We start from the raw sequence: 13,685 nt of genomic DNA, 5'->3' as shown, positions 1-13,685 counted from the left end.
GAATTAAAAAGGCTTAAATTTGTTCTATAGTTAGAACGCTATTAGGTAGCTGTTTTAACTTTTTTTCGATTCGATTCTTATAAAAAAACCTGATTTTATGAAGTTAGACGTATTTAAAGCAGCGCCCCCCGGATTAAGCACCGAGCAATTGGCAGCCAGAAATAAAAGAGAAAAGTTAGTCCTAAATTCCCTTGCCTGCACTATTACCAATGCTCCCATGCCAGATGATTTTACCCTGGGCCTCATGCAACGCTATATCGATGGGGAATTGACTTTAGAAGAAGTCGAAGATAAATTATTTGCCGAGATCAAGCGGAAATTTCCCCCTGTTACTACCGAAGGCCGTTTTTAACAATTGTAAAATATGGCAGATCTTTTTTCGGATAGCAACGGCGTATTAATTAATAATTTAAACATAACCAATGCCAAAGATCTGTCCCAACAGGAAGCTAACATTTCCTTTTTAAAATTATCCCAATTAAACGATAGGGGAGGGATACCCGGGGGGAAATTTGATAAAGACCATTTTCAGGAAATCCATAAAGCCTTATTCGGAAGAATTTACCCCTGGGCCGGGGAAACCAGAGCTGACCGGGAATTTCAGGGACATAAGCAAAGTTATGCCACCGGGGAACGGGAAATTATGGTATTCGCTCCTTATACCGATATAGACAAAAATTTAAAAGCCCTGTCGAATCAATTAGCGAAAGAAAATTATTTGATTGGTTTACCCATAGATAAATTTATTGACCGGACCGCTTTTTATCTCGATCAATATAATTATACCCATGTTTTTCGCGAGGGTAACGGAAGGAGTATGCAAGCTGCTATTTCGCAATTAGGAATTCAGGCCGGTTACAGCATTGATTTTTTTAGCATGAATAATAAGGAGGATTATAACCGGGCAAGAGATTTAGGTATAATCCGGAAGCATGGTGCACCAAACAATAACGAGAACCTTGACGAATTAAAAAATTTATTACGGGGAATTACCAGGCCCATACAAACCAAAGAAGCCGAGCAGATCCGTAACACTCCCGCATCGACCACCCCACTTCTAAGCGAGGAATTGGCGAGAATGGAAGTTAAAAGAGAGTTTGATGTTACAGGCATCCGGCTAATGGAAATCCATTCCTCGCTCCGGGGTACGGAGCCACTGGAAGTATATCTTCAGCGCCTGACTGAAACCCGATTTAATGAGAAAAATATAGTACAGCATAAGGATAGTTTTAATAAAGTTATAAAAGCTGTTTTTAATCATTCAGTCATTGCACCCGGAACCCAGGATTTCAAAGATGCAAAACGGTTTGAGCAGTCTGTTTTACAATTGGAAAAAATTGCCAAAGGGCAAAATATTGGTGAGGATCTAAAGCAAAAACCGAAAGGACCAAAATTAAGATAAAAGCAAAGATGGCCTGTTCCGCAAAGTGCTGGGGCTTCGTTAGAACTAAAGAAAAAGTATTTACAAAAGGGATGAAAAAATCACTTACTATTCTGAATCAGTAAACTTGTACTTATGAAACAGCGCACTTATCGCATATTGCTTACTCCACAGGAAGAAGGAGGATTCAGCGTAAGCGTGCCTACGCTGCCTGGATGCTTCACCCAAAGCGAAACAACGGAAGAGGCTATCAAACTGGCTAAGAAGGCTATTAGCTTATATGTCGAAGGTCTTGAGTCAGACGGCGAAACTTTTCAGGTAGTCACAGAAATTTCTGATGCGGAGGCAAAAGAGCTACTACAAGCCAAGCGTGACTTTCTAGAGGGTAAAATCACAGCCCGTCCCTGGGAAGAAATTAAAAAAGACTTAGTTCGTACCACCCTTTTCTAATATTGTCAACTTTTTAATTTCGCCGTATTTTAACTTATTACTAAATAATAGAAAGCCATGGATGTGATACCTTATATCATTATTGTCAGCCTTACTATCGGTCTTCTTTGTACTTACGTATTAAGCCGAAATGAACGGCAGGAATTTATGGAAAGGGAGACTTACAAAACCCTTAGCATTATTTCTTTTCTTTTTAATATGACCGGCAGCATCCTGTGCATGTTTATGCTCTCCCAATAATCAAGAACCCCACTTAAATATTATTTTATGGATTCAGGCGAAAAGCCTTTAGGCCCCTCTGCGGGCCTTTTTTTGGGCACATTTTTGGTGCATTTACAGGGAAATTAAATACTCAGGTGCTTATCTGGGCCTGCTCCCGGATGGCTGCTACCCTGCCATTCTTAACGACATGACTATATATAGAATTTTCCTACTGGACCCGTTTTAGCCTGTTTGCCCGCTTAACGCCTCTTCGCCTGTACGAACCTTCTGCTGGGTCAAAAACAAAATAAAGAATCGGTACTAAAGCAGCCGCCGAAAGAATCAGCACCGGCAAAAAAGAAATGCCGTTGGTGGCAATGGTAAATTACAAAAGGGAAGAAAAAATAACTTTTTTAGTTTGATACCTGATTATGCTGCCTGCACGAGCAATTGCGGTATTTGGGAGATATCGACCTTCTGCTTGGCCTGCCACAAGTCATACTGTTTCTGCAAATTAATCCAGACATCAGGTGTAGTGCTAAAAGCAGCGGAAAGCTTCCAGGCCATTTCGGCACTAATACCCGCATGGCCATTTAAAATTTGCGAAAGCACTTTTCGGCTTATGTGCAACTTGGCCGCTATTTGCGTTACGGATAGTTCCGTTGCGTCCGTGTATTCTCTTAAAATTTCGCCGGGATGCGGCGGGTTAAACATTATCATAATTTAAATTTGATTGGGTTAATGGTAATCTAGGTAATTTATATCTAGTACCTCTACTTTTTCCTCAATAAATATAAAAGTTATCCGGTAATTCCCGTTGACCTTTACTGACCAATGGTCTTTAAGATTTCCCTTTAAAGGGTGCAAGTCCCACCCAGGAACGTTAACATCCTGTACCTGCTGAGCAGCGTTTAATTGGGCCAGAATCCTTCTAATCTTGGGCAGGTGCGTTTGATTTAGCTTAGAGCTATCTCCCTTCCGGAAGAAGCGCTCTAAACCCTTGTGCTTAAAACTCACAATCATGTTGCAAATATAACCTGTTACGTAATAGGTTACAATAAGATTAAAAATTATTAAAATTTTATTCGTAAAAAAACCTGTGAGAATAAGCCCACAGGTTCTATTAATTTAACCAGAAATATTTCCTCTTATTTTAGGACATCAAAAATCACTAATCCTTGGGCTTATGTTTGTGCGGTTTGAGAGGAGGGGAGTATTTTTCCTTTTTCTCTGGCGTAACTCGTCTTCTTTCATCATACGACCCATCATCTTTTTTTGGTTTTGGGCCCGGTTTAATAGCTTGAATGTCTTCCATAATGCTTGTTTTGAATTTTTAAGAATAAACCCTTTGAGCAAAGACGGCTTATTTTTTGCATATATTGAAGTTTCCGCCTTTAGAATTAGTACGTATTAAATCTATATATAGATGTAATATTATTGCAGTTTTCACCTCATAAAAGAGTAGAAGAAGCAGGAGAATAAGTAAACTTTTCTACTGGTCCCATTATTTGTTCTATTATGCTATATCTATAGGAAGCGCCGTAACTTTTGTTTATAATTTAAATAATTTTGTCCATGTTTTATGGTTAGGCAGCTGAACAGGTTGGCAAATCCAGGTCTGCGCATCTCTATACTAATTCATCAGCTTGCAGCTGTTAACAATAAAAATAACCTAATATAGTTAAGTGCGTAATTTTTTATTCAAAGTTAATCTAAATAAATGTCAATGTAAAATTTAAAAACTATGGAAAACCACAATCATCAGCAGCTTATCGAAAAATTATTAAACTGTGCAAACACGTGTGAAATTTGTTTTTCCCATTGTCTTTCGGAAGGGGGAATGATGGCTAATTGCGCAAAGCTGGACCGGGATTGCGCCGATTCCTGCCGCCATGCTATTGCGCTTTTACAAAGTCAATCGGTTATTGGTCACCAATATCTGGTTCTTTGCGAAGAGATTTGCCGCAAATGTGCGGAAGAATGCGCTAAACACCAGCATGAGCATTGTCAACGTTGTGCCCAGGCTTGCCAGGAATGCGCAGAAGCCTGTCACAGCCACCATGAACAAATCACTCAACGTTAATTTATGGCGGCTAACTCGTTTGGTTTGCAACGCAATGGGTTAGCTGCCTATGTTTTATTTTCAACAAGTAGATGGATGCGTTTTAAAGATAAAGTGTGTCTGATAACTGGTGGGAGTTCCGGCATAGGGCGCGCTACATCCCTACAGTTAGCCGCTGAAGGCGGTAAAGTGGCCATTTTAAGCCGAACGGCACAAGAGGGGAATGCGGTGGTGGATGAAATTTCAAAAGCAGGCGGGGAGGCCGTTTTCATCAAGACCGACGTCGGAATTCCGAGCGACATTCAAGCTGCCGTAAATACAATAATGGGAAAGTGGCAAAGAATTGATATTTTGGTAAATAACGCAGCCATAATGACCTTTAAGCCCCTGGTTGAATTATCCGTAGAGGAATGGGATATGGTAATGGCCGTTAATCTGCGGTCGGTATTTCTGTTTAGCAAATATTGTTTACCCCATATGAAGCAGGGAGCCATCGTTAATGTAAGCTCCGTACACGCCCATGATACCACGGCCAATGTAATTCCTTATGCTGCCAGTAAAGGAGCCATGGAAGCCTTCACCCGGGGAATGAGCCGGGAATACGATAGCGACCAGGTAAGAATTAATAATGTTGCTCCGGGCGCGGTAGATACGCCCATGCTTTGGTCTAACCCCAACGTAATAAATGGTACCGAAAAAGTAACTGGAACTATTGGGAAGCCGGAGGATATTGCCGCGGCTATCTGCTTTCTGGCTTCGGAGGAAGCACGCTATATTAACGGAACCACCCTAGTCGCGGATGGGGGACGGTTAAATACACTATAAATCCGAGCCTCAATAAATAAAAGGGTTTGTATTTTAAGATGTAATTACAGTTAAATAAAATTAAACAGATGAGCAAATTCATGTTCGCCACCGGCATTGAGAATAGCTATCCAACGATTCAATTACCGGATGGTACCACCAAGCGGATTGATGAAATGGAAAAAGCAGGTCATTACCAGCGTTGGCGGGAAGATTTTAATCTGGTAAAAGAATTAGGCATTGAATTTTTGCGCTATGGCCCCCCTTATTATAAAGTGCATACCGGGCCTAACCAGTATGATTGGTCTTTTACCGACGAAACCTTTAACTATTTGCAGGAACTCAATATTACGCCATTAGTTGATTTGTGCCATTTTGGAGTACCCGATTGGGTCGGTAGCTTTCAAAATCCGGAATGGCCGGTTCACTTTGCCCAATATGCCAAAGCCTTTGCCAAACGGTTTCCTTACCTGCAATTCTACACCCCAATCAACGAAATATTTATTGCCGCTACCTTCTCGGCCCAGTATGGCTGGTGGAACGAACGTTTAGCCAGTGACCAAACCTTTGTGACAGCCTTAAAGCATTTGTGTAAAGCTAATGTATTGGCCATGCAAGCCATTCTGGAGGTGCAACCCCAGGCTACTTTCATTCAAAGTGAATCAACAGAGTACTTCCATGCCGAAAAACCTAGCTGCCGGCCGCACGCTGAATTTCTGAACCAGAAGCGCTTTTTATCGCTGGATTTAACGTATGGCTACCCGGTAGACGTAACGATGTATAAGTACCTGCTCCAGAACGGCATGACTGATGAGGAATACACCTGGTTCGGCAATCAGAATGTAAAGGCCAAATGTATCATGGGTAACGATTATTACATTACCAATGAGCATATGGTGCATCAAGACCATACCACCAGCGCCTCCGGTGAAGTTTTTGGGTACTACGTGATTACCAGCCAGTATTTTAACCGCTATAAACTTCCTGTGATGCATACGGAAACTAATTTGAAAGAGCCGGGCTCTGCTGATTGGCTCCAGCGGCAATGGGCCAATGCCTACCGGCTGAAACAGGACGGGGTGCCTCTCGTTGGCTTTACCTGGTATAGTTTAACCGACCAGGTAGACTGGGATTCTGCCCTGCGGGAGGATGCGGGTAGAATAAATGAGTTAGGCTTGTATGATATTAACCGCAACATTCGTCCCGTGGGCACCGCTTACCGCAATTTAATTAGTGAATGGAAAGGTATCCTGGCTGATGAAAGCTATGGCATCCACATTACTTATTGAATAATAAGTTATACCATAAATATATCCGGATATGTCACAAGGACACGCTATTTCGCCCAGCAGTCAGAATAAAAAGCGCCTGAAACTTGTACTGGGATTTACTTTACTATATTTATTAGCCGAAGTAGTTGGCGGAATCTGGACCAAGAGTCTGGCTTTATTGGCCGATGCCGGGCACATGCTGACGGATGTAGGGGGATTGGCGTTTGCTTTGATTGCCATAAACCTGGCTGAGAAAAAAGCGACGCCGGAAAAAACGTACGGTTACTACCGGGCTGAAATCCTAGCGGCACTGGCGAATGCCGTTGTTCTGATTGGAATATCCTTATACATTTTATACGAGGCTTACTTGCGTTTCCTTAACCCGCCGGAAGTAGAAAGTAAATTCATGCTGGTTATTGCCGGAGTAGGCTTAGTCGTGAACTTGGTCGGCATGTATATTCTGCGGAAAGGTTCCAAAGATAGCCTGAACATGAAAGGGGCTTACTTTGAAGTTTTATCCGATATGCTGACCTCAATCGGGGTAATTGCAGCAGGTATTATTATGTGGACCACGGGGTGGTATTATGCTGACCCTATTTTATCAGCGGGTATTGGCTTATTTATTTTACCCCGCACCTGGATATTATTGAAAGAAGCCGTTGATATTTTGCTGGAAGGAACGCCCGCTGATGTTAATCTGGCAGTGGTGCGGGAAACGCTACAGAAAATTCCCGGCGTAACACAGGTTCACGATTTACACGTGTGGACTTTAACCTCCGGCATTAATGCGATGAGTGCCCACGTGGTTATTGAAGAGCAAACAACTCCTAATCAGGTTTTAAAAGCTATCAATGACCAGGTAAAAGAACCCTTTAAAATAAAACATACCACTATTCAGGTAGAAAATGAAGGTTATGAAGAACAGGAGGTTCACTTGTAACTAAACTTCTGCTGGTTCTTTATCGAAACTAATTTCTTTTTGAGCTTTTGCGTAAAGAAAGGGAGTTAATAGAAATTAAACCGTTAGCAATAATACCTTTTTAATAGTGGTTACATTGGTTGGACCAGTAACAACCGCCGCACACATGCTTCATATAAGTGGTGGAATCAGCACCTGCTGCTCAATGAGCAATACCAGGATATGAATAATTTTAATATGAACTTCCTGGATACGGTCGGCGTGGCCAACGTGCGATACCCGAATTTCCACATCGGCTAAAGCCGCTAACTGGCCACCACCATTCCCCGTTAGCGCTACTACTTTCATTTCCCGTTCCCGTGCCGCGCGGGCTGCCTGTAGGATATTTTCTGAATTGCCGCTGGTGCTAATGGCTAGAAGTATATCTCCCGGCCGGCCTAACCCTTCCACAAAGCGGGAGAAGATAAAAGAAAAGCCATAATCATTTCCGGTGCAGGTAATATGGCTGGTATCCGAAATAGCAATAGCAGCCAATGCCGGCCGGTCCTTCCGAAAGCGGCCCGTGAGTTCTTCGGCAAAATGCATGGCATCACAGTGGGAGCCGCCATTGCCGCAGGATATAACTTTATCCCCCTGCCGCAGGGCCTTACTCATTAACAAGGCTGCCTGCGCGATGGCTTCTGTATTTTTTTCTTCGGTCAGAAACGTTGTTAATACGGTCTGGGCTTCTTGGAACTGCTGTTTTATTAAGGAACTGAAAGAATGGTCCATATTTAAGTTTTAAAAAAATAATAGCCGCCTTTATTTGCTTCTCCCAACTATTGGAGCGTGAAATAAAGTTCTACCTCAAATTTTATATCGGACGCGTTTGTTATTAAACTAACCTGTAGATGTTCCCAAATACTGAACTCCTGGTGGAGGTAAGCGACTGTTTCATGGTTTTCTTTTTTGGCTAAAGGAGCTACCAGTTCGTTGAAAAGGGGCAACTCATTTTCATCTACTACTTGCAGACTCAAGGAGGGGGGAACTATTCCCCCCGGCGGTAGGATAAAAACCAGCTTGCTAAGAATCAGGGCGGTATGGTTATGATTGTTTTCCACCCGAAAACTGTTATTAAAATTATTTAATTGAACAAAACGCATCATATTTATTTTTGACAGTGGAAAAAAAGGTGAGTATTATAACAACATCTTTTTCCATGATGAAGATTTATTGATTAAGGTTACTTGTTTTTCTCTGCCCTGGCATCTTTTAATATTTTTATTCCGCCCCAGATGCTGATGCATACGACAATAATACCCACCACCAGGTCCGGAATAGAGGACTCTAAAAGCATCACCCCTAAACCAGATACAATAATTCCAAGATTTATCCACATATCATTATCGGTAAAAATTATGGATGCTTTTATATGTACACCGGCTTGTTTTTCAGACTTCAGCAATTGAACAATCCAGTAATTACTGGCTGTATTAACAATGGCAACAATAATCATTGCCCAACCCACTGGTTCAGAACCTTCCATAAATTTTCTTATCACATCAATTAAAAGAAGAATACCTACGCCGATTAAAAAAACTCCTGAAAAAGTGGCTGCCCGCACTTTGGCCTGGACACTTTTTCCGACAGCATATAAGCTTACCAGGTAAATAGCCATATCTCCTGCGCTATCCAAAGCAGTACCTAACAAGCCGGAGGAATTGATAAGAAAACCTACAATGCCCGCAAGGGCTACTTGGGAAAGATTAATCAACAATACTTGTATCAGCGTCCGCCGCTCTTTTTTGTTGCCCGGATCGAGTTGCGGTTCTTTTTCTTCTTTTTCCTGCATTTCTATACTTTTAATGGAATAACTTCCCTGAATTTTCCAGCAGCTGACTGCTCCGACAGTTCATCGGCTCATTCCATAGTTATAAGATTAAGCCTTCTTTCAATTATACTACCGGCTTTATGATAACCGCTGTTAAAACCGAATTGGAAATAAAGCAGTCGTTATGAGCTCTATGATGTAGGGCGTTTAATTGGTCAGCAGTGGGCAGATTCTCTCCGCTAAAAGTTACCTTGGGGTTTAAAGTAACTTGTAAAACTGCCATTTTCCCATGGGCATTCTTACCCACCGAAGCAACGGCCTCGTCTTCATAGCGTTCCACGGTAAATTTCTGAAAAGCAGCCAGGGCCAGAAAAGTAAGCAGGTGGCAGCTGGCCAGGGAAGCGGCAAAGGCTTCTTCCGGATTGACTAATTCGGCTTTGCCCAGGTACTCCGGGGCAGCCGAAGCTTCAATGGTGCTGCCCCCGCCAAAGGTCCAGGTATGGGTGCGGCTGTAGGTTTTATACGTAAAGCTGGTCGTATCACCCGACCATAATAAGTTTACTTTGTATTCGCTCATCTTGGTTGCTTTTAAGGAAACAATTAATTATGAATGGCCTGGTTGGCTATCGCCAGACACGCTTCTTTCAAAGATTCGTAAAAGGTGGGGTGCCCGTGGGACATCCGGGCTATATCCTCGGCCGAAGCCCGGTAGCTCATAGCAGCGACTGCTTCCCCAATGATATCACTGACCCGGGGGCCAATCATGTGAATGCCGAGAATTTCATCGGTTTTAGCATCGGCTAATACTTTTATCAGCCCATCCAAATCTTCATTCATCCGGGCACGGGCATTGGCCCGGAACGGGAAAAAGCCGCTTTTATACGCTTTACCGTCTGCTTTTAGCTGCTCTTCGGTATAGCCCACACTGGCGACTTCCGGCCAGGTATATACAATGCCCGGAATGAGCAGGTAATTCAGGTGCGGCTTTTGGCCGGCCAGGCGTTCAGCCACAAATACACCTTCTTCGGAAGCTTTATGCGCGAGCATCACCCCTTTTACCACATCACCAATGGCATAAATACCCGGCACATTCGTTTCCAAATTTTCATTTACCTCGATGCGGCCCCCTTTGTCGGTTTTGATGCCAACGTTTTCCAACCCCAAGCCATCGGTATAGGGTTTGCGGCCCACCGCCATTAAGCAATAATCACCTTCCAGGGTCAGGGTATTACCCGCGGTATCTTCCGCTGTGACGGTTACCCCGGTTTCCGTGCTTTGCGCGCCCGTTACCTTGTGGCTGAGGTAAAATTCCATGCCGAGCTTTCGCAAAGACTTTTGCAGTTCCTTGCCCATGGTCCGGTCCATGCTGGGAATAAGGATATCGGTATATTCCAGTACACTGACCTTGGAACCAATACGGGCATACACCGACCCAATTTCCAGGCCGATGACCCCGCCGCCGATGACCAGCAGGTGCCGGGGAATTTCCGGCAAGGTTAGTGCTTCCGTGGAGGAAATAATTCTTTTTTTATCGATGGTTATACCAGGCAAAGAGCTGGGCTTGGAACCGGTAGCCAGAATGATGTACTTGGTTTCAACGGTAGTGGGCGTCTCTGCCGCTCCCTGAATGCTCACCGTTTGGGGTGTCAGCAAGGTTGCGGTGCCGTGCAATACTTCTACCTTGTTCTTTTTCATTAAATAGTCCACCCCGGCTACGGTTTTTTGAACCACATCCGCTTTATGGGCGAGCATTTGGGGAAAATCCAGTTGCAGGTTTTCCAGCCGGATGCCATGGATTTTAAATTTATGTTGCGCATTGTAGAAGTGCTCGGAACTGTCTAAGACGGCTTTGGAAGGAATACATCCTACATTGAGGCAGGTGCCGCCTAAAGTATTATACTTTTCAATCAGAGCGGTTTTTAATCCTAACTGGGCGCAGCGAATAGCTGCCACGTAGCCGCCGGGACCGGACCCAATAATGGTTACATCGTACATAAGGTTTCCTTTTAAAATGGGTTAATCTTTCTTGCCGAAATTCATGCGCTGAATGCGGATGGCATTTAAAATTGCCAGGAATGCTACCCCCACATCGGCAAACACGGCTTCCCACATCGTGGCAACCCCAAAAGCGCCGAAGGCCATCACCAGGAGCTTGACGCCAAAAGCCAGCCCAATATTCTGCCAGACAATCTGCTTGGTCGCTTTCCCGATATGAATGGCCGTTGCTATTTTAGAGGGCTGGTCGTTCTGAATCACGACATCAGCGGTTTCAATAGCGGCATCGGAGCCCATGGCACCCATGGCCAGCCCGACATCCGCCAGGGTAATTACCGGCGCATCGTTAATGCCATCGCCCACAAAGGCTACCGTTCGGCCCTGTTGTTTTAATTCCTCTACTTTGCTCACTTTATCCTGGGGCAATAAGCCGCCGTAGGCCTTGTCAATCTTTAAGCTAGCGGCTACTTGCTGCACGATGGAATCTTTATCACCAGAGAGCATCGTAATGTTAGTAATTCCTAAAGCATGTAATTGCCGGACGGTTTCGGGCGCATCGTCTTTAATTTTATCGGCAATGGTGATGTACCCGGCAAATTGATTTTCAATGGCTACCATCACAATAGTATCCACAATAGCATCAATTTCCGGGTCATAGCTGATGTGAAATTTGTGCATCATCTTGCCGTTGCCGGCCATGACTGATTTACCGTCTACCGTGCCTTTCAGGCCATGGCCAGATATTTCTTCTACTTCCGAAACGGTCAAATGCTTATAGCTGTCTCCCGCGTGTTGTACCACCGCCTGGGCGACCGGGTGCGAAGATTTACTTTCCAGCGCGGCGGTCAGCGCCACCAGTTCCGTTTCCGGCAGGCCATAGGTCTTAATTTCTTGTACTTTGAAAACGCCTTCCGTCAGGGTACCGGTCTTATCCATCACGATGGTATCAACGGTCGTAATCAAATCCAGAAAATTGGAACCTTTAAATAAAATGCCATTCCGGGAGGCGGCACCAATGCCCCCAAAGTAACCGAGCGGAACCGAAATGACCAGGGCGCAGGGACAGGAAATTACGAGGAATATAAGGGCCCGGTAAAGCCAATCGTTAAAAACATAATCTGCTACAAAGAAATAAGGCAACAAGGCCAAGCCCAGGGCGGCAAAAACAACAATGGGCGTGTATATTTTCGCAAAACGGGTAATAAATTGCTGGGTTTTGGCTTTGCGGCTACCGGCGTCCTCTACCAATTTTAGTATTTTGGATAAGGCACTATCTTCGTAAGCCGATGTTACTTTAATATCGATAACCTTATCCAGGTTAATCATTCCGGCAAGCACTTTTTCTCCTTTGCTTTTGGTATCCGGTTTGGATTCTCCGGTGAGGGCGGCCGTGTTAAAAGAGGATTGTTCGCTCAAAATCTCGCCGTCCAAAGCCACTTTTTCCCCGGCTTTTATCTGGATGGTATCCCCAATGCTCACCTGCTGGGGTTTCACCTCCGTGGCCTGCCCATTTCGAAGCACCGTAACAATTTCCGGGCGATTATCTATTAAATCCTTGATGGATTTGCGGGACCGGGCGACTGCCGCTTCCTGGAAGTGTTCGCCAATGACGTAAAACAACATTACGGCTACCCCTTCGGCATATTCCCCGATGTAAAAGGCCCCGATGGTAGCCATACTCATGAGAAAGAACTCGTTGAATACGTTGCCTTTGGTAATATTGCGCAAGGCGTGCCACACGACTTTACCGCCGACCAACAGGTAAGCAATGCCATATACGGCCAGGCGCACATACGTTGTAAACCAAGGTACATCAAGGTAATCCAGGAGAATCCCGCCTAATAAAAGTACCAGGCTAATGATAGTAGGGACATAGGAAGCAGTCTCGTCGTGGTCGTGGTCATCATCGCCATGATCATGACCATCATTGGGACCATGCCCGGCTTCGTACTGCGTGCCGGTTTTGGGAATTTGCGGGCCTGGTTGTTCGGCCGTGCGGGGAGAAGTAATCTCCATCGCCTTCGGCACTTGTTCATTTTTATCGGTTTCTCGGTTCATAGTATTTGGTTTAAAAACTTATCTAATGCTGGTAAAAAGTAAAAAGGCCCAGAAGGATGAGGACCAAGCCAGTAATTTTCTTATGATGCTGCTCCAAAAAGCTAAAATTAAATTGCGCCATCCCTTTATAGGCCAGCGCGACTAACAGCACCAGGCCGGAAATGGTAACGGTGAAATAAACCATGGCCACGGCAGCGATGCCCTGCCATCCGTGCGCGCCAGCCGTTATGAAGTAAGTGTCAATTTCCAAACAGGGAGAGAACAACATGGCCAGGCATAAGGTGAAAATGATAGCCGGTTTAGATTTTTGTTTTAACTGCTTCAGCCCCGGAAAGGTCTGATGTTCTACCTGCTTCAGGTCCAGTACTACATACACGCAGCCCATCAAAATAAGAATAACCGGCGCCAGTATCGTCGTAAAGAATTGGTGACTTTCAGATAACTTATAGCCTATTACCCCAAGGCTAACCCCGATGATAATCGTACTGAGCACATGGAAAAAAGCAGTGAGCGCTGTGATGCCTAATAACTCCCGGCGGCTCCAGTTTTCGGCCCGGGAAATCACCAAAATGGGCAACCAATGGTTGGGGATAACCGCATGAATCAAACTTAATAGCAAACTTCCGATTATTAAGTGGCCCATTTTGCGCTTTTGGGGTGATTTACTTTAATCCTTCTTTCTCTTAAAATTATTCTAATATCTTACATTTCCAGACCTTGGTTTACCGGCCAAG

Annotated in this window: 16 protein-coding genes; 7 read left to right on the top strand and 9 right to left on the bottom strand. The window is 44.3% G+C overall.

The features are described from left to right. Window positions 1-97: 97 nt before the first annotated feature. The 3 genes from AAE02nite_RS15990 to AAE02nite_RS15980 all read left to right on the top strand — a co-directional run bounded on the left by AAE02nite_RS15990 (window position 98) and on the right by AAE02nite_RS15980 (window position 1,831). Window positions 98-352, top strand: coding sequence for an antitoxin VbhA family protein (locus AAE02nite_RS15990; RefSeq protein ID WP_146899613.1), 255 nt, complete (start codon window positions 98-100; stop codon window positions 350-352). A 12-nt stretch (window positions 353-364) separates the two neighbouring features. Continuing rightward, window positions 365-1,402: a Fic/DOC family protein gene (locus AAE02nite_RS15985; protein ID WP_146899610.1), complete on the top strand. Its 1,038-nt coding sequence runs from the start codon at window positions 365-367 to the stop codon at window positions 1,400-1,402. Window positions 1,403-1,516: 114 nt separating this feature from the next. After that, window positions 1,517-1,831, top strand: a complete 315-nt coding sequence (locus tag AAE02nite_RS15980) for a type II toxin-antitoxin system HicB family antitoxin (RefSeq protein WP_146899607.1) — start codon at window positions 1,517-1,519, stop codon at window positions 1,829-1,831. Window positions 1,832-2,461: 630 nt separating this feature from the next. On the opposite strand, the gene AAE02nite_RS15975 is transcribed toward AAE02nite_RS15980, so the two are convergent. Both AAE02nite_RS15975 and AAE02nite_RS15970 read right to left on the bottom strand, forming a co-directional pair. Next, window positions 2,462-2,752: a HigA family addiction module antitoxin gene (locus AAE02nite_RS15975; RefSeq protein ID WP_146899604.1), complete on the bottom strand. Its 291-nt coding sequence runs from the start codon at window positions 2,750-2,752 to the stop codon at window positions 2,462-2,464. A gap of 18 nt (window positions 2,753-2,770) precedes the next feature. Beyond that, complete coding sequence (locus tag AAE02nite_RS15970) at window positions 2,771-3,055, bottom strand: type II toxin-antitoxin system RelE/ParE family toxin (RefSeq protein WP_146899601.1); 285 nt, start codon at window positions 3,053-3,055, stop codon at window positions 2,771-2,773. Between the two features lie 721 nt (window positions 3,056-3,776). Between AAE02nite_RS15970 and AAE02nite_RS15965 the strand changes: the two genes are divergently transcribed. From AAE02nite_RS15965 to AAE02nite_RS15950, 4 genes are all read left to right on the top strand, one after another. Then, window positions 3,777-4,115, top strand: coding sequence for a four-helix bundle copper-binding protein (locus AAE02nite_RS15965; RefSeq protein ID WP_146899598.1), 339 nt, complete (start codon window positions 3,777-3,779; stop codon window positions 4,113-4,115). 3 nt (window positions 4,116-4,118) lie between these two features. After that, window positions 4,119-4,919 (top strand): SDR family NAD(P)-dependent oxidoreductase, encoded by an 801-nt coding sequence (locus tag AAE02nite_RS15960; RefSeq protein ID WP_246151091.1) that lies wholly within the window; start codon window positions 4,119-4,121, stop codon window positions 4,917-4,919. Window positions 4,920-4,987: 68 nt separating this feature from the next. Further along, window positions 4,988-6,187, top strand: coding sequence for a family 1 glycosylhydrolase (locus AAE02nite_RS15955; RefSeq protein ID WP_146899594.1), 1,200 nt, complete (start codon window positions 4,988-4,990; stop codon window positions 6,185-6,187). A gap of 31 nt (window positions 6,188-6,218) precedes the next feature. Next, entirely contained in the window at window positions 6,219-7,109 is an 891-nt protein-coding gene (locus AAE02nite_RS15950) for a cation diffusion facilitator family transporter (RefSeq protein WP_146899591.1), read from the top strand. A 150-nt stretch (window positions 7,110-7,259) separates the two neighbouring features. Here the strand turns inward: AAE02nite_RS15950 and lpcA are convergent, their stop codons facing one another. The 7 genes from lpcA to AAE02nite_RS15915 all read right to left on the bottom strand — a co-directional run bounded on the left by lpcA (window position 7,260) and on the right by AAE02nite_RS15915 (window position 13,594). Beyond that, a complete protein-coding gene (lpcA, locus tag AAE02nite_RS15945; protein WP_146899588.1) occupies window positions 7,260-7,859 on the bottom strand; it encodes a D-sedoheptulose 7-phosphate isomerase in 600 nt (199 codons plus the stop codon). Between the two features lie 47 nt (window positions 7,860-7,906). Continuing rightward, window positions 7,907-8,233, bottom strand: coding sequence for a hypothetical protein (locus AAE02nite_RS15940; RefSeq protein ID WP_146899585.1), 327 nt, complete (start codon window positions 8,231-8,233; stop codon window positions 7,907-7,909). Between the two features lie 77 nt (window positions 8,234-8,310). Further along, window positions 8,311-8,919, bottom strand: coding sequence for a cation efflux transmembrane domain-containing protein (locus tag AAE02nite_RS15935; protein WP_146899582.1), 609 nt, complete (start codon window positions 8,917-8,919; stop codon window positions 8,311-8,313). Between the two features lie 103 nt (window positions 8,920-9,022). Next, window positions 9,023-9,475 (bottom strand): OsmC family protein, encoded by a 453-nt coding sequence (locus tag AAE02nite_RS15930; protein WP_146899579.1) that lies wholly within the window; start codon window positions 9,473-9,475, stop codon window positions 9,023-9,025. Window positions 9,476-9,498: 23 nt separating this feature from the next. After that, window positions 9,499-10,893: a dihydrolipoyl dehydrogenase gene (gene lpdA, locus AAE02nite_RS15925; protein ID WP_146899576.1), complete on the bottom strand. Its 1,395-nt coding sequence runs from the start codon at window positions 10,891-10,893 to the stop codon at window positions 9,499-9,501. A 21-nt stretch (window positions 10,894-10,914) separates the two neighbouring features. Beyond that, complete coding sequence (locus tag AAE02nite_RS15920; protein ID WP_146899573.1) at window positions 10,915-12,951, bottom strand: heavy metal translocating P-type ATPase; 2,037 nt, start codon at window positions 12,949-12,951, stop codon at window positions 10,915-10,917. Between the two features lie 22 nt (window positions 12,952-12,973). Then, a complete protein-coding gene (locus tag AAE02nite_RS15915) occupies window positions 12,974-13,594 on the bottom strand; it encodes a hypothetical protein (RefSeq protein ID WP_146899570.1) in 621 nt (206 codons plus the stop codon). Window positions 13,595-13,685: the final 91 nt, after the last annotated feature.

It is taken from the genome of Adhaeribacter aerolatus (assembly GCF_007991635.1).
Lineage (GTDB): Bacteria > Bacteroidota > Bacteroidia > Cytophagales > Hymenobacteraceae > Adhaeribacter > Adhaeribacter aerolatus.
This window is presented reverse-complemented; position numbering and strand designations above follow the sequence as displayed.